The organism is Roseomonas sp. SRI_022, from assembly GCF_057586215.1.
In genome coordinates, this window is the sequence record NZ_JBYCZL010000020.1 from 1 (window position 1) to 21,445 (window position 21,445).

The following is a 21,445-nucleotide window of genomic DNA, read 5'->3' on the forward strand; positions in this document are numbered from 1 at the left end:
AGCGGCAGCGCGCGGAGGCGTTCCGCGCCGGGGATGGCGCGGCGGAACTCGACGGCGATCATGGCCGGGCGCTCAGCCCTCGTAATGCTCCGCGACCAGGCGATCGAGCAGGCGCACGCCGTAGGCGGTCGCTCCCTTCGGCGCAGTCGGCATGTCCTTGCTGCTCCAGGCCGTGCCGGCGATGTCGAGATGCGCCCAGGGCCGGCCCTGCACGAAGCGCTGGATGAACTGCGCGGCGGTGATCGACCCGCCGGGGCGCCCGCCGACATTCTTCATGTCGGCGATGTCGGACTTGATCTGCTTGTCATAGGCATCGCCGAGCGGCATGCGCCAGGCGGCTTCGTTCACCGCGCGGCCGGCGGCCTCGATGCGGGAGGCGAGCGCGTCGTCGTTGCTGAACAGCCCGGCATGCTCGTGGCCGAGCGCGATGATGATCGCCCCGGTCAGCGTCGCGAGATCGACCATGAAGCGCGGGTCGAAGGTCTCGATGCAATAATGGATAACGTCGGCCAGCACGAGCCGGCCCTCGGCGTCGGTGTTGATCACCTCGACCGTCTGGCCCGACGCGGTCGTCACCACGTCGCCCGGCCGCTGCGCGTTGCCCGAGGGCATGTTCTCGACCAGGCCGACGAGGCCGACCACGTCGGCCTTCGCCTTGCGCCCCGCGAGTGCGGCCATCAGCCCGATGACGGTGCCCGCGCCGGCCATGTCCCACTTCATATCCTCCATGCCGCCGGCCGGCTTGATGGAGATGCCGCCGGTGTCGAAGGTCACGCCCTTGCCGATGAAGGCGAGCGGTTTGGCGGCCTTCTTGCCCTTCGGCGCGCCGTTCCACCGCATCACCACCATGCGCGGTTCCTGCACGCTGCCCTGCGCGACGCCGAGCAGCGCGCCGAAGCCGAGCTTCTTCATCTCCTTCGGACCGAGGATCTCGACCTCGACGCCGAGCTTGGTCAGCGCCTTGCAGCGTTCGGCGCATTCGGCCGGCGTCAGCACATTGGGCGGTTCGCTGACCAGGTCGCGGGTGAGGAAGACGCCATCGGCGACGGCCTGCATCGGCGCATAGGCGGCCTTGGACTTGGCGGCATCGGCGACGGCAATGGCGACGCGCTCGATCTTCGGCTTGTCCTCCTCCTTCTCCTTCGTCCGGTAGCGGTCGAAGCGATAGGATTTCAGCGCGACGCCCATGGCCAGCGCCGCGGCGAGCGACGGCGTCAGGGCATCGGCGGCGACCACCGCCTCACGTTCCTGCGCGATCGCCCCGGCGATGGAGCCGCCGGCCGCCTCGACGCCCGAAGCGACGAGGTCCGCCGATTTGCCGAGGCCGATGGCGACCACCTTCGACAGCCCCGCCCCCGGCGCCCAGAAGGTCGCGGTCTGCCCCTTGCGGCCCTTGAACTTCGCCGCCTCCAGCCCGCGCGAGATCGCGCCGCCCGTGGCCTCATCCGCCTGCTGGGCGAGGCCGGCGAGCGGCGCTTCCTCGGCCAGCGGCAGAACCAGCGCGCCGGCACGCGGCAGGGCAGGCTTCACGAAGGCGATGTCGGGCATGGTGACTCCGTGCTGGCGCTATTTGTGGCCGCCACATTACGCAGCGTGGCGGGATGCGGCCAAGTGCGGGGCTTGCCCCGGCGGCGCTGGGGCGCCACTTGCCCCGGCCGCGCGGCGGCGGCACACCCCGGGGCCATGGACGATGATGCCCTGCTCTCCCTCGCCGCCCGGCTGGCCGACCAGGCGGCGGCCGCGATCAACGCGGTGCGCGCCGCCGGCTTCGCGATCGAGCGGAAATCCGACCGATCCCCGGTGACCGAGGCCGACCGCATCGCCGAGGCGCTGATCGTCGAGGGCCTGCGCACCGCCGCCCCGTCCATCCCGGTGATCGCCGAGGAGGAGATCGAGGCCGGCACCGCCCCCGCCGATCCCGGCCACCGGTTCTGGCTGGTCGATCCGCTGGATGGCACCCGCGAGTTCGCTGCCGGGCGCGACAATTTCACCGTCAATGTCGGCCTGGTCGAGGATGGCCGCGCCGTGCTCGGCGCCGTTGCCATCCCGGCGACCGGGGAATTGTTCTGGGGCCGGGTCGGCGCCGGGGCGTGGAAGCGCGACGCCGCAGGAACGCGGCCGATCGCCGTGCGTGCCGTACCCGCCGAGGGTGTCACCGTCATGGGCAGCCACCACTACCAGGACGACCCGCGCATGGACCGCTTCCTGCAGGGGCGACAGGTCGCGCGTATCGTGAACATCGGCTCGGCCGAGAAGTTCTGCCGCGTCGCGGAAGGCAGCGCCGATCTCTACCCGCGCTTCGGCCGCACCATGGAATGGGACACGGCCGCACCCCAGGCGGTGCTGGAGGCCGCCGGGGGGACGCTGCGGCTGTTCGATGGCGGCGGGCCGCTGCTGTACCGCAAGAAGGGCTGGGCCAATCCGCCCTTCGTCTGCGAAGGGCGCCCGGCGTGACCGAAAGGCTGCCCGCGCGGGAGGTCGAGCGCGCCGCCGCGCTGCTGCGGGCGGGGGAACTCGTCGCCTTCCCCACCGAGACGGTCTACGGTCTCGGCGCCGACGCGCGGAACGCGCGCGCCGTCGCCGCCGTCTTCACGGCCAAGGGCCGGCCGCATTTCAATCCGCTGATCTGCCATTTCCCCGATGCCGAGGCCGCCTTCGCCGAGGTGCTGCCCGACCCCCGCTCTCGTGCGCTGGCGGCGGCCTTCTGGCCCGGCCCGCTGACCCTGGTACTGCCGCGCCGGCCGGCCTGCGGCATCGACCTGCTGGCCGGCGCCGGTCTGGATACGCTGGCGGTGCGCGTGCCGGGGCATCCTTTGGCGCTCGCCCTGCTGCGGGCGGCGGCGGTGCCGGTGGCCGGGCCATCCGCGAACCGGTCGGGCCAGGTGAGCCCGACCACGCCGGACCATGTGCTGGACGGGCTGTCGGGGCGTATCGCCGCGGTGCTGGATGGGGGACCCTGCGATGTGGGGGTCGAGAGCAGCGTGCTCGACCTCGCGACCGGCGGGGCCGCGCTGCTGCGCCATGGCGGCGTGCCGGTCGAGGCGATCGAGGCGGTGATCGGCCCTGTGTCACGCCCCATCCCGCTTTCGGCCGCCGAGGCGTCCCGCACCCTGCGGTCGCCGGGGATGATGCTGTCGCACTACGCGCCCACCCTGCCCGTGCGGCTGGGCGCGACCTCCGTCGCGGCGGATGAGGCGCTGCTCGCCTTCGGCCCACCGATCCCCGGCGCTGGCGCGGTGTGGCAGATGTCCGAGGCCAGCGATCCGCAGGAGGCCGCCACACGGCTCTTCGCCGGACTGCGCTGGCTGGACGCGGAAGGCGCGCGGCTCGGCCTGCGGCGGATCGCGGTGATGCCGGTGCCGATGGCGGGGCTCGGGGCGGCAATCAACGACCGGCTGCAACGCGCCGCCGCGCCGCGCTGAGTGGCATTTTTATCACTTTAGCATTTTAGGCTTTTAAGCCTTTATCTGCGTGCCGCGCGCCGAACCGCCTTCCCACGGTGCATCGCGTCCTTTTGCATGATCGCGGGCCGCGACCGCGCCAGATGTGACGCGGCGATCCACGCATCGCAATGGCGCGAGCGGCCGCTGCGGCATGGGCGCATGACGATCGTGATTATTTTCCTATAACAGCGCGGCCCCGGCACCGCCAGGGAAATCGGCAGTCCCGCGGCGAATTGCCCGCCGTTGATGCAGCGCACCACGCCGCGGCCCTTGCATACAGCCAAGTATACAGTTTGCACGCGGATTGCATGGTGCGGCGCACACCACCGCGAAGGCGCGCGCCGCATGCTGCCGATCGCCATCCCTGCCGAGCCCTCGGATTTCGAGTGCGACCCCGCGCGGACCGCGCTGATCGTCATCGACATGCAGCGCGACTTCCTGGAGCCGGGCGGCTTCGGAGAGACGCTCGGCAACGACGTGTCCCTGCTCGCCGCCGCCATCGGCCCGTGCCGCGCAGCACTCGACGCCGCGCGCGCAGCGGGGATGCTGGTGATCCATACGCGGGAGGGCCACCGCCCGGACCTGTCGGACGCGCCCCCGGCCAAGGTGGCGCGCGGCGCGCCGTCGAAGCGCATCGGCGATCCCGGGCCGATGGGCCGCATCCTCGTTCGTGGCGAACCGGGGCATGAGATCGTCGCGGCGCTCGCGCCCCTCGATGGCGAGCCGGTGATCGACAAGCCCGGCAAGGGCGCCTTCTACGCCACCGAGCTCGAACCCATGCTGCGCCATCGCGGCATCGAGGCGCTGCTGGTCGCGGGCGTGACCACCGAGGTCTGCGTCCACACCACCGTGCGCGAAGCCAATGACCGCGGCTTCCGCTGCGCCGTGCTGGCCGATGCCTGCGCCTCCTACTTCCCCGAATTCCATGCCGCGGCGCTCGCCATGGTCAGCGCACAGGGCGGGATCTTCGGCTGGGTTTCCGACACCACGCGGCTACTGGCCGCCTTGCAGGGAGACAGGGCATGACGACGACGACCGCACGGCCGGCGCTCTGGACGCCGGGCGACTGGAACGCGTTGTTCGGCTTCGGCACCAACATCCTGGTCAACCTGCTGGTGCTGACCGGGCTGCTGCGCTTCGTGCTGAACATCCCGCCCGAGATCGTGTTCGGCCGGATCCTGCCCGCTGCCGGGCTGATGATGGCGCTGTCCACCTGGTACTACGCCTTCCTCGCCTACCGGCTGGCGGCGCGCACGGGGCGCAACGATGTCTGCGCCCTGCCCTCGGGCATCTCGGTGCCGCACATGTTCGTCGTCGTGCTGGTCATCATGCTGCCGATCGCGCAGCGCACCGGCGATCCGATCAAGGGCTGGGAAGCCGGGCTCACCTGGGTCTTCATCCAGTCCTTCATCCTGATGGCGGGTGGCTTCGTCGCCCCCTACATCCGGCGCATCACGCCGCGTGCGGCGCTGCTCGGCACGCTCGCCGGCGTGTCTATCACTTTCATCTCGATGCGCCCGGCGCTCGAGATGTTCATGACGCCGGCGATCGGCCTCGCATGCTTCGCGATCGTGCTGGCGTCGTGGTTCGGGGGGCTGCGCTATCCGCGTGGCACGCCGGCGGGCCTCGTCGCGATCGCCTTCGGCATGGCGGTGGGCTGGCTCGCGGCGCTGTTCGGGCTCGGCACCGGCGGGCGCAGCATCGACGCGTTGTTCTCGGGCCTCGCGAATATCGGCTTCTCGGTGCCCATGCCGGCGGTCGGACACGTCTTCGGCGGCTTCGAGTTCCTCGGCATCATCCTGGTGACCGCCATCCCCTTCGGCATCTACGACCTGGTCGAGGCGATGGACAACGTCGAGAGCGCGGAGGCCGCGGGCGACGAGTTCCCGACGACGCGCGTGCTGACGGCCGATGGCGTGGTCAGCCTGATCGGCTGCCTGATGGGCAATCCCTTCATCAACGCGGTCTATATCGGCCACCCCGGCTGGAAGGCGATGGGCGGGCGCATCGGGTATTCCGCCGCGACCGGGCTTGCGGTGCTGGTGGTGACCTGGCTCGGCGTGGTGTCGCTGCTGCTCGACCTGATCCCGGTCGTCGCGATCTCGCCCATCCTGCTCTACATCGGCATGCTGATCGGCGCGCAGGCCTTCCAGGAGACGCCGAAATCGCACGCGCCGGCGGTGGTGCTGGGCCTCGTGCCGCATCTCGCGGCCTGGGCGAAGACGTTGATCGACGGGGCGCTGGGGGCGGCAGGGACCAACGCGCATGCGGTGGGCATGGACAAGCTCGCGACCCTCGGCGTGCTGTATCCGGGGCTGGAAGTGCTGGGCGAAGGCGCGATCCTGTCGGGCCTGGTCCTCGCGGCCATCGCCGTCTTCGTGATCGAGAAGGACTGGATCAACGCCGCGTCCTTCTCGGCGGCCGGTGCGGTGCTGACCTTCTTCGGCTTCATGCACGGCCCGGCGGTGGGCTTCGCGGTCACGCCGGGGGTCGCGCTGGCCTATGCGATGATGGCGGGGTTCCTCTTTGCCTGCGCGCGCTGGCCGGTGCTGGCGGGGGGCACGATGGCAAAGGTGGAACCGGTGGCGGCGGAGTAGGCGCCGCCTATCGCCACAACCCCCTGGCCGCCAGCCAATCCTGCACCAGCGACGCCACCACGTCGCTGTTGCGGTCCATCTGGATCATGTGGCTGTTGCCGGTGATGCCGCGTTCGGGGAGGTCCACCACGTCGACGCTGCCACCGGCTGCGCGCACGGCTTGGGCGAAGGCGATGCCCTTGGCGCGGATCTCGGGCCAGCGCGCATCGCCTTCGATGTAGTCGCCGAAGATCATCAGCACGGGAATGCCGCGCAACGCGGCGACCTTCTCCGCCAGGCCGATCGAGGCCGGTTCCACCAGCACCAGCGCGCGCACCTTCTCCGGCCATTCCTGCGCCGCACGCCAGGCGAAGAAGCCGCCCTGGCTGTGCGCGACGACGACGGAAGGGCCGGCGCGATCCAGCAGTGCACCGTAGGCCGCGATGGTGAGCTCGTCGGTGGTGGTGAAGCGCGGCACGCATTGGCGGATGAAGTTGCGCCAGGATGCGATGTCGGCGGGGAATTGCTGGCCCGGAAAGACGCGCCCGTCCTGCGGCGTGCCCGGCCCGATGCGGAAGCGTTCCCAGGGGTTCTCCATCGTAAGCGTGACGGCGGTGCCGCCCGTCTCCTCCGGGATGCGCATCCACCCTGAGCGGCCGCGCTCGACGGCGTCGGTGACGAAGACCTCCCAGCCGCGACGCAGGAAGAAATGTTGCCAGCCCTCGCGGCCATCGGGCGTGGTTTCCCAGCAGGCGCCGGTCAGCCCGCCGCCATGCCACAGCATCAGCGGCACCGCGCCGCGGCCGGGCTCGGGCCGCATGAACTGGGCGTACATCCCGCCAACCAGATAGGTGCCGTTGGGATCGTGGCGGATCATCGCGCTGCCGGGGGTGAACAGCACGTCGCGCACCGGCTGGCCGGACAGCGTCACCTCCCGCCCGCCGAGATGGAGGGAACCCCAGGCAGCAAGGGTGATCGGCAGGGCGGTCGGCGGTCGATTCATGCGGCGTCTCCGGCAGAGCCCGCAGGCTACACGCCGAAGTGCGGGTCGTTGAAGGACCTTACGGCAGCGTCTGCAGGAAGCGCGCGAGATCCTCCCGCCAGAAACGCGCATTACCCGTGGTGCCGTGGCCGAGCGTCTCCGCGCTCGCCGGGATCAGCAGCAGGCGGGCATTCGGGATGCGCGCGACGGCGCGTTCGGTGATACCGGTCTCGGGCGGGTTGCGCTCGTCGTCGGCGGAGTTGATGGCGAGCACGCGCGTGCGGATGCGATCGAGCTTTGGTTCCGGGTCGTAGTCGCGGCTCGAATCCCATTGCCAGATGAAGTCGTTCGCGTCGGCGGGTGGCGGCGCGGCGAGGCGCTGGTCCACGATGCGGTCCGCCGCCTCGCGCGTCGGCGCGCTGCGCTGCAGGTTCAGCGCGCCGCCATTGGTGCCGGTGCCGTACATGACGTTGGCGATGCGCAGGGATGGCGGCTGCGTCGTGTAGTTGCCGTCCATGTAGGCGGGGTCGCGACGCACCGTCTCGATCATCAGGCGCCGCATCATCCAATTGCGCGATGCCATGGCGGTGGGCTGGGACGCCATGGGCACGATCGCATCCATCATGTCGGGGAAGTTGGTGGCCCAGTTCCAGGCCATCATCCCGCCCATGGAATTGCCGAGGATCAGCCGCAGTCTGCGGATGCCGAGGCCTTCCGTTACCAGCCGATGCTGCGCGGTGACCATGTCGTCGTAGTTGTATCGCGGGAAGGCAGCGCGCATGCCGTCCGAGGGTTTGGAGGAATTCCCGGTGCCGAGCGCATCGGTGATGATGATGAAGTAGCGCGCAGCATCGAGCGGTTGGCCCGGCCCGAACAGTTGCCCACCGAAGGCCGGCGAGAGCATGCCCCGCGCCGTGCCATAGGTGCCGTGCAGGATCAGCACTGCGGGGTTCGCGGGATTGCCGATCGTGATGTAGCCGAGCCGCACATCCATCACCTGGCCGGTGTGGAAGCGGAAGCCGGTCGCGGTCCAGGTGGCCTCGCGCGGTTCCGGCGCGGTGGTGGTCTGTGCCAGGGCCGGGATGGCGACGAGAAGCGGCAGCAGCAGCGCCGCGCGGCGGAACAGGCGCATGGGCGTTGTCCTCCTGGGTATCTCTTTCCCGGGAGGCTAGCCGAGAGCCAGGTCGGGCCGCCACCACCGCCTTCGGCGGGCGCGGCGGCGCCCAGGCTCAGATCATCGCCATCCCGCCATTCACATGGATGGTCTGGCCGGTGATCCAGCCGGCCTCGGTGCTGGACAGGAACACCACGGCGGCCGCGATGTCCTCCGGCGTGCCCATGCGCTGGGTCGGGATGCGCGACAGCAGCGCGGTCTTCTGCGCTTCGCCCAGCACATCCGTCATCGCCGTCTTCACGAAGCCCGGGGCGACGACGTTCACCGTCACGCCGCGCGTCGCGACTTCCTGCGCGAGCGACTTCGACATGCCGATCAGCCCGGCCTTGGCGGCCGAGTAGTTCGCCTGCCCAGCATTGCCGGTGACGCCGACGATCGACGCGATCGAGATGATCCGCCCGGTCCGCTTCTTCATCATCCCGCGCAGCGCGGCACGCGCCAGGCGGAACGGCGCGGTCAGGTCCACTTCCAGCACGGCGTTCCAGTCGGCATCGCCCATGCGCAGCGCGAGCATGTCACGGGTGAAGCCTGCGTTGTTCACGACGATGTCGAGGCCGCCCGCCTCCGCCTCGATCTTTTCGACCAGCGCGGCGGGGGCCGCCGGGTCGGTCAGGTCAGCGGGGGCGACGATGACGCGCGCACCGCCCAGGGCTTCGGCGACGCGGGCGAGTTCCGCCTCGCGCCGGCCGGTGATGCAGACGGTCGCGCCCTGCTTGTGCAGCGCGGTCGCGATGGCCTCGCCGATGCCGCCCGTGGCACCCGTGACGAGCGCCGTCTTGCCGGTCAGGTCGAACATGCGCTGCGTCTCCTCAGAGCGACTTCAGGAAGGCTTCGACATCGGCGGGCGCGCCGATGGCAAGTGCGGTGGCCTCGGGCGCGTTGCGCTTCATCAGGCCGGTCAGCACCTTGCCCGCGCCCACTTCCACGAAGCGGTCGCAGCCCATGGCGGCCATGGCGGCGACGCATTCGCGCCAGCGCACGGTGCCGGTCACCTGCTTCACCAGCAGGTCGCGGATCTCGACCGGGTCGGTCGCCTTGGCGGCGGTGACATTCGCCACCACCGGCACCACCGGGGCGCGCAGGTCAGCTTTCGCCAGCGCCTCGGCCATGGCATCCGCCGCAGGAGCCATCAGCGCGCAATGGAACGGTGCGGAGACCGGCAGCAGCATGGCGCGCTTCACGCCTTCGGCCTTGGCGATCTCGATGGCGCGCTCGACCGCCGCCTTGGCGCCGGAGATGACGACCTGGCCGCCGCCATTGTCGTTGGCGGCCTCGACCACCTCGGGTTTGCCGGTCTCCGGGTTGGTCGCGGCCTTGGCGCAGATGGAATGCGCGAGGTCGATCTCGGCGCCGAGCAGTGCGGCCATCGCGCCGGTGCCCGGCGGTGTCGCCTTCTGCATCGCTTCCCCGCGCAGGCGCAGCAGGCGCGCGGCAGTCGCGATGTCGAAGGCGCCGGCCGCCGTCAGCGCGGAGTACTCGCCGAGCGAATGGCCGGCGACCAGCGCGACGCGCTCGGAAAGGCGGAAGCCGCCCTCGGCCTCGAGCGCGCGGACCACGGCCAGCGAATGGGCCATCAGCGCGGGCTGGGTGTTGGCGGTCAGCGTCAGTTCCTCCTGCGGGCCTTCCCACATGAGCTTGCTGAGCTTCTGGTTGAGCGCGTCGTCCACTTCCTGGAAGACGTGGCGAGCGGCGGGGAAGGCCTCGGCGAGGTCACGACCCATGCCGACGGCCTGGCTGCCCTGGCCGGGGAAGACGAAGGCGGTTGCCATGTGCGCGCGGTTCCGTGTTGTTACAGGCGATCAGGCCGCGCGGGATGCGGTGCGAGGCGGCGCTTGTCAACCGCTTCGCAGCCGTCCCGCCCGATGGCGGCCCTATCCCGGCGCCACGCCGCGCACCGCCCAGGCTGTCGCGGCGTAGGACCGGGGGCCGTCCGGCTCGCCATCCAGATAGGCCCGGCGGAGATGATCCCGCAGCCGGCCCCTCATTTCGGGGTCGAGCTCGCCGACATAGGCCGCGCCCGGCCCCTGGCTGCCCAGGTAAGGCCCCCAGAAATCATCGAAATCCGCATAGTCCATGGGGATGGTCAGGGCGGCCTCGCGAATCCCGGTGAAGCCGGCGGTCCGCCAGGCGGCGGCGAGTTCACCGGGGCGCGTCATGGGCCTGACGCAGTTCTGCGCACGCAACTGATCGGCCTGGGGGTCGATCGCTGCCGCGGTGTCGAAGAACATCCGCTGCGCGACGACGCCACCCCGGGCATCCCACACCGCGGCGGCCACCACGGCGCCGGGGCGGGCGACGCGGCGCATTTCCGCCACCGCCTCCGGCGCGCGCGGCACGAAGTGCAGCATCAGCAAGGACAGCACGCTGTCGAAGCTGCCTGCCGGGGCCGGAATGGCGCAGGCATCCCCCACCTGGAAATCGATGCGCGGCCCCGCGGCGCGACGCCGCGCGTAATCCACATAGGCCGCGGAGAAATCGATGCCGGTGATGCGGCACTCGGACGCGCGGGCCGCCAGGGCCAGCGTCAGGCTGCCCGTGCCGCAGCCGAGGTCGAGCACATGACCGGTCCCGGCCGGCCCGGCGAAGTCGAGGAAGGGCTCGGCGAGCCGCCGGCTCCAGCGACCCATCTGCTGTTCATAGGCATCGCCGTCGGTGGCGTTGAAGGTCGAGGAAGCGGCCATGGACGTCCTCCGAGCAGCGGTGGCACCATGGTGGCACGTCGGTGGCAACGATTTCGCAACAATTCCGCCGGCCACCCGGCAAACGCCCATTCCGCCCTTGCTTCCCCACCCCGCCCGTGCTTTACGCCCCGCTCCCCTGCCGGGCGCGAGGCAAGCGCCCGGCTATGCCCGTTTGCGCGCCCCATTCCGGGGCCAGGGCTGAGACAGCCATAGGGAGAGCACATGCCGCTCTACGAATGCGTGTTCATCGCGCGCAACGACGTCACCCAGCAGCAGGTCGAGGCGATCGCCGAGCAGGTGGCGACCCTCATCACCGAAGGCGGTGGCGAGGTGAAGAAGCGCGAGTATTGGGGCCTGCGCGGCCTCGCCTACAAGATCAAGAAGAACCGCAAGGGGCACTACATGCTCCTCGGCATCGACGCCCCCGGCACCGCGCTGCCGGAAGTCGAGCGTCAGCTCGGCCTGAACGAGGACGTGCTGCGGTCCCTGATGATCCGCGTCGAGGCGATCGACGAGGCGCCCTCCGCCGTCCTGGCGAAGCGTGGCGACGACCGCGAGCGCGACCGCGGCTTCCGCGGCCCCCGCCCGGCCGGCCGCTTCGGTTCCGGCCGTGGCCGTGAGCGTGGCGACGACCGCGAGGAGTTCCGCGCCCGCCCGCGTGACGAAATGGACGGTCCCGGCGGGATCGAGGAGTAAGCCAGCATGTCCGAATCCACCGACCTGACCCCCGCTGGCCGTCGCCCGGCCGTTGGCGCCCGTCGTCCGTTCTATCGGCGCAAGAAGTCCTGCCCCTTCTCCGGGCCGCAGGCGCCGAAGATCGACTACAAGGACGTCCGCCTGCTGTCCCGCTTCCTGAGCGAGCGCGGCAAGATCGTCCCGTCCCGCATCACGGCGGTATCCGGCAAGAAGCAGCGCGAACTGGCCCAGGCCATCAAGCGCGCCCGCTTCCTGGCGCTGCTGCCCTACGTCATCAACGACTGAGGACGGGGACCGGGGCATTCGGCCATGGGCAGCGTGCTCAGCAATCCGCGCTGGCTGGCGGGAACGGCGGCGGGCCTCACGGCCGCCGTCCTCTCGCTATGGGCCATGCGCGGGCTGCCGCTCGGCTTCGCCGCCTTCTGGCTGACGCCGCTGCCGCTCTTCGCCAGCGGCCTGGGCTTCGGCCCGGGTGCGATGGCCTGGGCGGCGGGGATCGCTGCCGTGATCCACGTCGCGGTGGCGGGGATGCTGCCGATGGCGGTGTTCCTCGTGGGCTTCGCGGTGCCGGCGCTGCTGATGGTCATCCTCGGCTTCCGCCGGGGTCGGCTCGAGATCGGGACGCCGCTCGCGGTGCTCGGCATCTGGCCGGCGATCGTCATCCTGCTGGCCGGCTTCGCCTTCTCGGGCGTGCCCGGCGGGCTTGAAGGCGCGATCCGCACCGCGGTGGTCCATGGGCTGCAGCGCATGGGGACATCCGGCGCGCAGTTCCCGGTCTCGGAACTGGTGCAGGTGATGGCGGCGGCGATCGGCTTCTGGTCGGCGGTGTCGCTGTCGGTCAACGGGGCGGCAGCCCAGTCCGCCCTGGCACGGACCGGCCTTGCCCTGGCGCCGACGCCGCACTGGAGCGCGGTCCGGCTGCCCGGCTGGTATCCGCCGCTGACCGGCATCGGTGCCGCGGGCTGGCTCGCCTTCGGCGGGGAAGGCGACGTCGTCGCCCTGTCCGTGCTGCTGGTGCTGCTGCTGCCGGTATTCCTGCAGGGCATCGCCGCGGTGCATCGCCGCTCGGCCGGCCGTCCCGGTCGCAACTTCATGCTCGGCGTCTTCTATGCCGGGCTTGTCATCCTCAGCGTGCCGGCCGCAGTCGCGGTGACGGCCTTCGGTTTCTACGAGCAATGGGGGCGGCGCACGAGCCCGCCCGGAGGCACAACATGATCGAACTCATCCTGATGCAGCGCGTCGACAAGCTCGGCCAGATGGGCGAGCTGGTGAAGGTGCGCCCCGGCTACGCACGCAACTTCCTGCTGCCGTCCGGCAAGGCGATCCGCGCGAACAAGGACAACCTCGCGCGGTTCGAGCGCGAGCGCGCCCAGCTGGAAGCGCAGAACATCAAGCGCCGCGAGGAAGCCGAGCGCGTCGCCGAGCGCGTCGCCGGCCTGTCGGTGACCATCATCCGCCAGGCGGGCGAGAGCGGGGCGCTGTACGGCTCCGTCTCCACCCGCGACATCGCCGAGGCTTGCACCGCCGCCGGCCTGACCACCGGCCGCGACCAGGTGAACCTGCCCCACGCGATCAAGTCGGTCGGCATCGCGACCGTGCAGGTCGCGCTGCACCCGGAAGTCTCGATCCCGGTGGCGGTGAACATCGCACGCTCGGTCGAGGAAGCCGAGAAGCAGGCCCGCGGCGAGCGCGTGGAAGCCGAGGCCGAGGCCGAGGCGGCGAGCCTCGAGGCCGAGCTCGCGGCCGAACTGGCCGCCGGCCAGGCCGAGGGCGCCTGATACGACAGCCCGGCGCGGGGGCAGATCGCCTCCGCGCCGCCTGTGCCGCCGGCGGTCTTTGCTGCACTGCGGTATAAATGACTTTCCTTGGACCTGTACCGTCTGCGATGCTGCCTTCCGCACCACGGAGGAGCACGCATGCTGTTCCACCTTGCGATGACGCGCCTGGTCCGGCGCGGCGTACTCACCGTCGAATATCCCGACGGAAGCCTGCGTCGCTACGAAGGCACCCCCGGCCCTGAGGTCGGGCTACGGATCACGACGCCGCGCGCGCTCCGGCGCATGACCTTCAACCCGGGCCTCGCACTCGGCGAAGGCTACATGGACGGGGAGATCGAGCCGGTCGGCTGCTCGATCTACGACGTGCTCGAATTCCTGACCGCCAATATCGCCACCGGCGGGACCCATCCCTTCGAACGCGCGCGCGAGATCCTGCGCCGCACGACACGGCATCTCGCGCAGATCAACCCCGCCCCGCGCGCCCGGCGCAACGTCGCGCATCACTACGACCTCAACGGGCGGCTCTATTCCCTCTTTCTCGATCGCGACCGCCAGTATTCCTGCGCCTATTTCGCGACGGGGCAGGAGACGCTGGACGAAGCGCAAATCGCCAAGAAGCGCCACATCGCGGCCAAGCTGATGCTGGACCGGCCGGGGCTCGAAGTGCTCGACATCGGCTGCGGTTGGGGCGGCATGGCGATCACGCTGGCGCAGGAATTCGGCGCGCGCGTCACCGGCATCACGCTATCGACCGAACAGCTCGACGTGGCGCGCCAGCGCGCGGCGGAAGCCGGCGTCGCCGATCGCGTCCGCTTCGAGCTGCTGGACTATCGCGCCTGGACCCGGCCGGTGGATCGGATCGTGTCGGTCGGCATGTTCGAACATGTCGGCCTCACCCATTATCGTGGCTTCTTCCGCTTGGTGCAGTCCGCGCTGAAGGACGACGGCGTGGCGCTGATCCACGCCATCGGCCGCGCCGACGGGCCGGGTGCCACCAACCCCTGGATCAAGAAGTACATCTTCCCCGGAGCCTATTGCCCCGCCTTGTCGGAGGTGCTGCCGGCGATCGAGACCTCCGGCCTCTGGGCCACCGACATCGAGGTGCTGCGCCTGCACTACGCGCAGACGATCGCCCATTGGCGCGCCCGCTTCGCGGGCAATCGCGATGCCATCGCCTCGCTCTACGACGAACGCTTCTGCCGCATGTTCGAGTTCTATCTGGCCGGGGTGGAACTGATCTTCCGCCACTGGGGCCACATGATCTGGCAGATCCAACTGACCCGCCGGCAGGACGCGCTGCCCCTGACGCGCGACTACATGTTCGAGGCGGAACGACAGGCCGTCGCACGATCGCGTCAGTCGGCGTGACACGGCGGCGACACGCCGGCAACGCCGGGCAGTCATCCCCGTCATCCCCGTGATCCACAGGCGCGCGACTCTGCGCAAGGGTCTAGACTGCGTCGATGAATGACATCGACCCCGGTGCAGGCGGGCTGCTTGGACTATCGCAGCGCCTGCCGCCGTCCAACCTCGCGGCCGAACAGGCGCTGCTCGGCGCTCTGCTGGCGAACAACAAGGCCTATGAGCGGGTTTCGGAATTCCTCGCCGCCGAGCATTTCGCCGATCCGATCCATGGCCGCATCTACCAGGGCATCCAGCGGCGGGTGGAAGCCGGGCAGCTCGCCGATGTCGTGACGCTGCGCGCGGAATTCGAACATTCCGGCCTGCTCGATGAGGTCGGCGGGCCCGCCTATCTGGCGCAGCTTCTCTCGGCCATGGTCGGCATCATCAATGCCGGCGAATACGGCAAGGTCGTCTATGACGCCTATCTGCGCCGGCAGTTGATCGACCTCGGCGAGGTGGTGGTGAACCGCGCCTTCGGCGCGGAGGCGGAACTCGACGCCCGCGGCCAGCTGGAAGCCGCCGAGCAGGCGCTGTTCGACCTCGCCAAGGAAGGCGGCGCCGGCGATGGCGGCTTCGTGTCCTTCGAGCGCGCGCTGACCGTCGCGGTCCAGCATGCCGAGAAGGCGTTCAGCACGCCGGGTGGCGTGTCGGGCCTGCCGACCGGGCTGCGCGACCTCGACGCCAAGATGGGCGGGCTGCATCCGTCGGATTTGATGATCGTCGCCGGGCGGCCGGGCATGGGCAAGACGGCGCTCGCCACCAAGATCGCCTTCGGCGCGGCGAAATCCATCCTGCGGGAGGCGCGGGAGAAGGACCCCAACGCCGTGCCCAAGGGCGGCTGCGCGATCTTCTCCCTGGAAATGAGCGCGGACCAGCTCGCGACGCGTCTGCTGTCGGAGGAAGCGCGCATCTCCGGCGACCGCATCCGCCGTGGCGAGATCGGCCAGCGCGACTTCGACCGCTTCGTCGAGGTCAGCCGCGAGATCTCGGCCCTGCCGCTGTGGATCGACGACACGCCGGCCATCACCATTTCCGCGCTGCGCACGCGCTGCCGGCGGCTGAAGCGCACCAAGGGGCTGGATCTCGTGGTCGTGGACTACCTCCAGCTCATGCGTCCCGCGGCGGGCACGCGGCCGGAGAACCGCGTGCTGGAAATCTCGATGATCACCCAGGGGCTGAAGGCGATCGCGAAGGAACTGGCGGTGCCGGTGATCGCGCTGTCGCAGCTCTCGCGCCAGGTGGAATCGCGCGAGGACAAGCGGCCGCAGCTGTCCGACCTGCGTGAATCAGGTTCGATCGAACAGGACGCGGACTCCGTCATGTTCGTCTATCGCGACGACTACTACCTCGCCCAGCGCGCGCCCAAGGAACTGACCTTCGACAACCCGGAGAAGTTCCACGAGGCGGTGGACAAGTGGCAGAAGGACATGGAGATGGCGCACAACAAGGCGGAGCTGATCATCGCCAAGCAGCGCCACGGCCCGACCGGCACCATCAAGCTGTTCTTCGAGGCCGAGTTCACCCGCTTCGGCGACCTCGACACCCATCACGAGGACGACCATGGCTGACGGCCTGACGGTCCGCCACGCGCGGCCGGACGACTACGAGGCCTGGCTGCCGCTCTGGCTCGGCTACAACGCCTTCTATGGGCGGCAGGGCCCGACGGCGCCGACCGAAGCGATCACGCGGCTGACATGGAGCCGCTTCTTCGACGCGCTGGAGCCGATGGAATGCCTGGTGGCGGAGGCGGAAGGCCGCCTCGTCGGCCTCGCGCACCTGATCTTCCACCGCAACACCAGTCTCGCCGGCAGCACCTGCTACCTGCAGGATCTGTTCGCCGCCCCCGATCTGCGCGGGCGCGGCGTGGGGCGCGCGCTGATCGCCGCGCTGTACGACCGCGCGCATGCGGCCGGGGCGGAACGCGTCTACTGGCACACGCATGAGACCAACGCGACGGCGCGGCGGCTCTATGACAAGGTCGCCGCGCATGGCGGCTTCCTGCTGTATCGCAAGGACCTCGGATGAGTGCTGCCGCCGCGACGCTGACCATCGACCTTCCCGCGATCGTGGCGAATTGGCGGGACCTCGCCGCGCGCGGGGCGCCGGGGGCGGTGGCAGGGGTGGTGAAGGCGGATGCCTATGGCCTCGGCGCGGCCGAGGTTGGGCGCGCGCTGCGCGCGGCGGGCTGCCGGCATTTCTTCGTCGCCCTGCTGGGGGAAGGCATGGCGCTGCGCGCGGCGATCGGCCCGGGGCCGATGATCGGCGTGCTGGGCGGCTTCGCGCCCGGGGCGGATGGCGATGCCGCGCTGACGCCGGTGCTGAATTCGCTCGGCGACGTCATGGCCCATGCGGCGGCGGGGCGCGCGGCCGGGGGGGCGCGGCGGGCCATCCTGCATGTCGATACGGGGATGGCGCGGCTCGGGCTGGATACGAGTGAACTGGCGCGTGTCGCGGCGGATCACGGGATGCTGGCGGGGCTCGAACTCCTTTATGTGATGACGCATCTCGCCTGCGCGGATGAACCCAGCCATCCCATGAATGCGGCGCAGGCGGCCCGCTTCGCGACGGCCAGCGCCGGGCTGCCGGCGATGCGCCGGTCCTTCGCCAATTCCTCGGGGATGTTCCTCGGGCCGGACTTCGCATCGGACCTCGCGCGGCCGGGTTGCGCGCTCTACGGCATCAACCCGACGCCAGGGCAACCGAACCCGATGCGCGGCGTCGTGCGGCTCGACGTGCCGGTCCTGCAGGTCCGGGAGGTTCCGGCCGGCACCCCGGTCGGGTATGGCGCCACCTGGACGGCGCCACGACCGACCCGGATCGCGACGGTTGCCGCAGGCTATGCGGATGGCTACCTGAGAGGTCTGTCGGGCCGCGCCGTGGCCGAGTTCCGCGGCCGGTCCGTTCCCCTCGTGGCGCGAGTGTCCATGGACCTGACGACCTTCGACGTGACCGACCTGCCTGAGATCGCGCCCGGCGACCGGCTGACGCTGATCGGCGGCGACGGGTGCAGCCCGGATGAGGTCGGCGCGCGCGCGGGCACCATCGGCTACGAGATCCTGACCGGCCTCGGCCCGCGCTATGCGCGCGAGTATCTGCGGGGCTGATCCGTTGGACCTGGTGCTGAACCCTGTCGCTGCGATCGGCCGCGTCGTGCTGGATGCTTGCCGCACGGTGGGCACGCTCGCGCTCTTCGCGCTGGAGGGGCTGTCGCACCTGCTGCGCCCGCCCTTCTATTCGCGGCTGTTCCTCAAGCATCTGGTCGAGATCGCCTATTTCTCCCTGCCGGTGGTGTCGCTGACGGCGCTGTTCACGGGCATGGTGCTGGCGCTGCAATCCTATACCGGCTTCGCGCGCTTCAACGCCGAGGGCGCGGTCGCCAATGTCGTGGTGCTGTCGATCACGCGCGAATTGGGGCCGGTCATCGCATCGCTGATGGTGGCCGGGCGCATCGGTGCGTCCTTCGCCGCCGAGATCGGCACCATGCGCGTGACCGACCAGATCGATGCGCTGACCACGCTGTCCACCAATCCGATGAAGTACCTGGTGGCGCCGCGGCTACTGGCGGGGGTGCTGGCCCTGCCCTTTCTGGTGCTGGTGGCGGACATCCTGGGCGTGATGGGCGGCTGGCTCATCGGGACGACGAAGCTCGGCTTCAATTCCGCGGGCTACCTCAAGGCCACGATGGACTTCCTGCAGGTGATGGACGTCGTCTCGGGCCTGGTGAAGGCGGCGGTGTTCGGCTTCATCATCACGCTGATGGGCTGCTGGTGCGGCTACAACAGCCGCGGCGGCGCGCAAGGCGTGGGTGCGGCGACGACGACGGCGGTGGTGGCGTCGTCCATCCTGATCCTCGCCTTCGACTACATCCTGACCGAGATGTTCTTCGCGCGATGACCGGGCCGATCCCGAAGATCCGCCTGCGCGGCCTGTCCAAGGCGTTTGGCGAGAAGCGCGTTCTCGACGGCGTGGACCTCGACATCCGGGCCGGGCACGGGATGGTGATCCTGGGCGGGTCCGGCTCGGGCAAGTCGGTCACGATCAAGTGCATCCTCGGGCTGATCGCACCCGATGCCGGGACCATCGAGGTGGACGGGCGCGACATCCTTGCGATGCCGCGACGGGAACGCGAGGAACTCAACGACCGCATCGGCATGCTGTTCCAGAACGGTGCGTTGTTCGACAGCCTGCCCGTCTGGGAGAATGTCTGCTTCAAGCTGCTGGCGCAGAAGCGCATCACCCGAGCCAAGGCGCGCGACAAGGCGGCGGAGGTGCTGGCGCAGGTCGGCCTGGCTGCTTCGGTGGGCGACCTGTCGCCATCGGAACTGTCGGGCGGGATGCAGAAGCGCGTCGGCCTCGCGCGCGCTATCGCCGCGCAGCCGGACATCATCTTCTTCGATGAGCCGACCACGGGGCTCGACCCGATCATGGGCGCGGTGATCGACGGGCTGATCGTCGATGTGGTGAAGCGGCTGGGTGCGACAGCGGTTTCGATCACCCACGACATGGCGAGTGCGCGGCGCATCGGCGACGACGCGGCGATGCTGCACAAGGGCAGGATCGTCTGGACCGGGGCGGCGGAAGTGCTGGGGGATACCGGCAACGCGATGGTCGACCAGTTCGCGCGCGGGGATCGGGAAGGCCCGATCCAGATGGAGTTGCGGCGGTAGAGCCCAACCCGCGGGATCGAACCGATCAAATCGATCTGGTCGATCGAATTTCCCGAAGAAATCCATTGGACAGAATCCCCGGGCACCCGCATTGCTGCACCGCACCTAGTGCACTGCACAACGGGCCACCGGCCCGACTGACTCGAGGAGCCTGACCATCATGCTGACCGTTGGCGACAAGTTCCCCGCATTCGCGCTCACCGCAGTGAAGGGTGGCAAGGAGGGCCTCGGCGGCCCCGGCGTGTCCTTCACCGAAATCACCTCCGCCTCCGATGCCGGCAAGTGGAAGATCGTGTTCTTCTGGCCGAAGGACTTCACCTTCGTCTGCCCGACCGAGATCGCCGCCTTCGGCAAGCTCGCCGGTGAATTCTCCGACCGCGACGCGGTGGTCTATGGCGTGTCCACCGACAGCGAGTTCGTCCACCTGAACTGGCGCGTCCACAACGACGACATCCGCGACCTGCCGATCCCGATGCTCGCCGACATCAAGCGCGAGCTGTCGAACGGCCTCGGCATCCTCGACAAGGACGCCGGCGTGCCGCTGCGCGCGACCTTCATCGTCGATCCGGACGGCACCATCCAGTGGGCCTCGGTGAACGGGCTGAATGTCGGGCGCAACCCGCAGGAAGTGCTGCGCGTGCTCGATGCGCTGCAGACCGACGAGCTCTGCCCCTGCAATTGGGAAAAGGGCACGGACGTGCTCGACGCGCAGAAGCTCTTCGACAAGGCGGCCTGACGGCCGCGATCCGCCACGCAGGTAGCCGCCACACCAACCCTACCTGCATGGCGGAACGGGGGGCATGCAGCCCCCCCGTAGACCCCCCGGTCCTGCGAGGCGTGACGCCTCGCAGGACGTGTTGCTCCCGGAGGTGAACATGTCCCTCGAATCCCTGCGCGCCCGCCTGCCCGAACACGCCAAGGACCTGAAGCTGAACCTCGGCTCGCTCGCCACCGAGCCGGTGCTGACCCAGCAGCAGCTCGCCGGCACCTTCATCGCCAGCGCGCTCGCCGCCCGCAATGCCGAGGTCACACGCGCCATCCTCGGCGAATTCGCCCCGAAGCTGAGTGCGGAGGCCCTCGCCGCCGCCAAGGCGGCCGCCGCGATCATGGGCATGAACAACGTCTACTACCGCTTCACGCATCTGGTCGGCGGCGACTACCCGAACCTGCCGGCGAAGCTGCGCATGAACGTCATGGCGAAGCCGGGCGTCGAGAAGGTGGACTTCGAGCTCTGGTCGCTCGCCGTCTCCGCCATCAATGGCTGCGGCATGTGCATGGAAGCGCACGAGAAGGTCGTGCTCCATGGTGGCCTGTCGAAGGAAGCCGTGCAGGCCGCCGTGCGCATCGCAGCCGTGGTGCATGCGGTGGCCGGCGTGCTGGATGCCGAGGACGCGCTGGCCTCCGCCGCCTGACGCGCAATGGATGGCGGCCCTGGTGGCCGCCCTTCATCAACTGCCGGGATCGGCCGGATCCGGCACGGCCGCCTGCTCCTTCAGCCGCTTGCGCATCGCGCGCACCCGCTCGCGGCTTTCCGCCGGCCACACCTCGGCGACGTCGTAGAATTCCGCCGCCGCCTTCGCACCCTCCGGCAGCACCACCCAGGGCAACTTGGTCGAGGTGTAGATGTGCACGTCCGGCGGGCAGGCCCCTGGCGTGTCCATCGTTCCCACCCGCACGAAACGCACCGCGGGGCCGGCCTGCGGATAATTGCTCCAGACCGCGACATGGCATTCCGGGCAGCGCGCGATCAACTGGCCCCGGCCGCTGGCGGATGGGGTGTTGATCGTCTCGGGCTGGCCGGCGGTCAGGCTTACCTGGTCCGCCGTGTACAGCGCGTTGAGCGCATGTGCAGACCCCGTTTCCCGCTGGCACCAGCTGCAGTGGCAGGCCTGGACGATGAGGGGCGTCCCCTCGACGCGATAGCGCACATGCCCGCAGATGCATCCGCCTTCCATGATCCGCCTCCCGCCATCGTGTTTGCCGCCGGCGGCGGGGAGTGTCGCGCAACGGACACGGGCGGCGCCACACATCTTGACCCCCTCCC

23 protein-coding genes are annotated in these 21,445 nt (G+C 69.9%); 16 read left to right on the forward strand and 7 right to left on the reverse strand.

All coding sequences use genetic code 11. The annotated features are described in order from the left end of the window. Positions 1-72 precede the first annotated feature (72 nt). Entirely contained in the window at positions 73-1,548 is a 1,476-nt protein-coding gene (locus AC2YHJ_RS18715) for a leucyl aminopeptidase (protein ID WP_487397610.1), read from the reverse strand. Between the two features lie 135 nt (positions 1,549-1,683). On the opposite strand from AC2YHJ_RS18715, the gene cysQ reads away from it, so the two are divergent. The 4 genes from cysQ (at position 1,684) to AC2YHJ_RS18735 (ending at position 6,040) form a co-directional block, all read left to right on the forward strand. Then, positions 1,684-2,454 (forward strand): 3'(2'),5'-bisphosphate nucleotidase CysQ, encoded by a 771-nt coding sequence (gene cysQ / locus AC2YHJ_RS18720; RefSeq protein WP_487397611.1) that lies wholly within the window; start codon positions 1,684-1,686, stop codon positions 2,452-2,454. Then, positions 2,451-3,422: an L-threonylcarbamoyladenylate synthase gene (locus AC2YHJ_RS18725; RefSeq protein ID WP_487397612.1), complete on the forward strand. Its 972-nt coding sequence runs from the start codon at positions 2,451-2,453 to the stop codon at positions 3,420-3,422. Before cysQ ends, AC2YHJ_RS18725 begins: the two co-directional genes overlap by 4 nt. Positions 3,423-3,788: 366 nt before the next feature. Next, positions 3,789-4,469, forward strand: a complete 681-nt coding sequence (locus AC2YHJ_RS18730; RefSeq protein WP_487397613.1) for a cysteine hydrolase family protein — start codon at positions 3,789-3,791, stop codon at positions 4,467-4,469. Next, complete coding sequence (locus AC2YHJ_RS18735) at positions 4,466-6,040, forward strand: hypothetical protein (RefSeq protein ID WP_487397614.1); 1,575 nt, start codon at positions 4,466-4,468, stop codon at positions 6,038-6,040. The genes AC2YHJ_RS18730 and AC2YHJ_RS18735 overlap by 4 nt, the downstream gene beginning before the upstream one ends. Before the next feature lie 7 nt (positions 6,041-6,047). Here the strand turns inward: AC2YHJ_RS18735 and AC2YHJ_RS18740 are convergent, their stop codons facing one another. The 5 genes from AC2YHJ_RS18740 to AC2YHJ_RS18760 form a co-directional block, all read right to left on the reverse strand. Further along, a complete protein-coding gene (locus AC2YHJ_RS18740; protein WP_487397615.1) occupies positions 6,048-7,022 on the reverse strand; it encodes an alpha/beta hydrolase in 975 nt (324 codons plus the stop codon). A gap of 58 nt (positions 7,023-7,080) precedes the next feature. Continuing rightward, positions 7,081-8,133: an alpha/beta fold hydrolase gene (locus AC2YHJ_RS18745; protein ID WP_487397616.1), complete on the reverse strand. Its 1,053-nt coding sequence runs from the start codon at positions 8,131-8,133 to the stop codon at positions 7,081-7,083. Positions 8,134-8,230: 97 nt separating this feature from the next. After that, complete coding sequence (gene fabG, locus AC2YHJ_RS18750; RefSeq protein WP_487397617.1) at positions 8,231-8,971, reverse strand: 3-oxoacyl-[acyl-carrier-protein] reductase; 741 nt, start codon at positions 8,969-8,971, stop codon at positions 8,231-8,233. A gap of 13 nt (positions 8,972-8,984) precedes the next feature. Next, positions 8,985-9,944 (reverse strand): ACP S-malonyltransferase, encoded by a 960-nt coding sequence (gene fabD / locus AC2YHJ_RS18755; protein ID WP_487397618.1) that lies wholly within the window; start codon positions 9,942-9,944, stop codon positions 8,985-8,987. A gap of 102 nt (positions 9,945-10,046) precedes the next feature. Continuing rightward, a complete protein-coding gene (locus AC2YHJ_RS18760) occupies positions 10,047-10,856 on the reverse strand; it encodes a class I SAM-dependent methyltransferase (protein WP_487397619.1) in 810 nt (269 codons plus the stop codon). Positions 10,857-11,078: 222 nt separating this feature from the next. Here AC2YHJ_RS18760 and rpsF point away from each other — a divergent pair, with 222 nt between their 5' ends. The 12 genes from rpsF to ahpD all read left to right on the forward strand — a co-directional run bounded on the left by rpsF (position 11,079) and on the right by ahpD (position 20,813). Further along, positions 11,079-11,552 carry a 30S ribosomal protein S6 gene (gene rpsF / locus AC2YHJ_RS18765; RefSeq protein ID WP_487397620.1) on the forward strand — a complete coding sequence of 158 codons (474 nt, stop codon included), beginning with the start codon at positions 11,079-11,081 and terminating at the stop codon, positions 11,550-11,552. A gap of 6 nt (positions 11,553-11,558) precedes the next feature. Further along, entirely contained in the window at positions 11,559-11,837 is a 279-nt protein-coding gene (gene rpsR / locus AC2YHJ_RS18770) for a 30S ribosomal protein S18 (protein WP_198370384.1), read from the forward strand. Positions 11,838-11,861: 24 nt separating this feature from the next. Next, positions 11,862-12,767 carry a hypothetical protein gene (locus AC2YHJ_RS18775; protein WP_487397621.1) on the forward strand — a complete coding sequence of 302 codons (906 nt, stop codon included), beginning with the start codon at positions 11,862-11,864 and terminating at the stop codon, positions 12,765-12,767. Further along, entirely contained in the window at positions 12,764-13,330 is a 567-nt protein-coding gene (gene rplI / locus AC2YHJ_RS18780) for a 50S ribosomal protein L9 (protein WP_487397622.1), read from the forward strand. The genes AC2YHJ_RS18775 and rplI overlap by 4 nt, the downstream gene beginning before the upstream one ends. Positions 13,331-13,468: 138 nt before the next feature. Then, complete coding sequence (locus AC2YHJ_RS18785) at positions 13,469-14,698, forward strand: class I SAM-dependent methyltransferase (RefSeq protein WP_487397623.1); 1,230 nt, start codon at positions 13,469-13,471, stop codon at positions 14,696-14,698. A gap of 95 nt (positions 14,699-14,793) precedes the next feature. Continuing rightward, positions 14,794-16,302 carry a replicative DNA helicase gene (locus AC2YHJ_RS18790; RefSeq protein WP_487397624.1) on the forward strand — a complete coding sequence of 503 codons (1,509 nt, stop codon included), beginning with the start codon at positions 14,794-14,796 and terminating at the stop codon, positions 16,300-16,302. Further along, positions 16,295-16,759 (forward strand): N-acetyltransferase family protein, encoded by a 465-nt coding sequence (locus AC2YHJ_RS18795; RefSeq protein ID WP_487397625.1) that lies wholly within the window; start codon positions 16,295-16,297, stop codon positions 16,757-16,759. Before AC2YHJ_RS18790 ends, AC2YHJ_RS18795 begins: the two co-directional genes overlap by 8 nt. Then, positions 16,756-17,838, forward strand: coding sequence for an alanine racemase (gene alr, locus AC2YHJ_RS18800; protein ID WP_487397626.1), 1,083 nt, complete (start codon positions 16,756-16,758; stop codon positions 17,836-17,838). Before AC2YHJ_RS18795 ends, alr begins: the two co-directional genes overlap by 4 nt. A 4-nt stretch (positions 17,839-17,842) precedes the next feature. Next, positions 17,843-18,628 (forward strand): MlaE family ABC transporter permease, encoded by a 786-nt coding sequence (locus AC2YHJ_RS18805; RefSeq protein ID WP_487397627.1) that lies wholly within the window; start codon positions 17,843-17,845, stop codon positions 18,626-18,628. Beyond that, positions 18,625-19,401: an ABC transporter ATP-binding protein gene (locus AC2YHJ_RS18810; RefSeq protein WP_487397628.1), complete on the forward strand. Its 777-nt coding sequence runs from the start codon at positions 18,625-18,627 to the stop codon at positions 19,399-19,401. The genes AC2YHJ_RS18805 and AC2YHJ_RS18810 overlap by 4 nt, the downstream gene beginning before the upstream one ends. A gap of 160 nt (positions 19,402-19,561) precedes the next feature. Beyond that, entirely contained in the window at positions 19,562-20,137 is a 576-nt protein-coding gene (locus AC2YHJ_RS18815) for a peroxiredoxin (RefSeq protein ID WP_487397629.1), read from the forward strand. Positions 20,138-20,276: 139 nt separating this feature from the next. Beyond that, entirely contained in the window at positions 20,277-20,813 is a 537-nt protein-coding gene (gene ahpD, locus AC2YHJ_RS18820) for an alkylhydroperoxidase, AhpD family (protein ID WP_487397630.1), read from the forward strand. A gap of 36 nt (positions 20,814-20,849) precedes the next feature. Here ahpD and AC2YHJ_RS18825 read toward each other — a convergent pair whose 3' ends face one another. Beyond that, positions 20,850-21,431 carry a GFA family protein gene (locus tag AC2YHJ_RS18825; RefSeq protein ID WP_487397631.1) on the reverse strand — a complete coding sequence of 194 codons (582 nt, stop codon included), beginning with the start codon at positions 21,429-21,431 and terminating at the stop codon, positions 20,850-20,852. Positions 21,432-21,445: the final 14 nt, after the last annotated feature.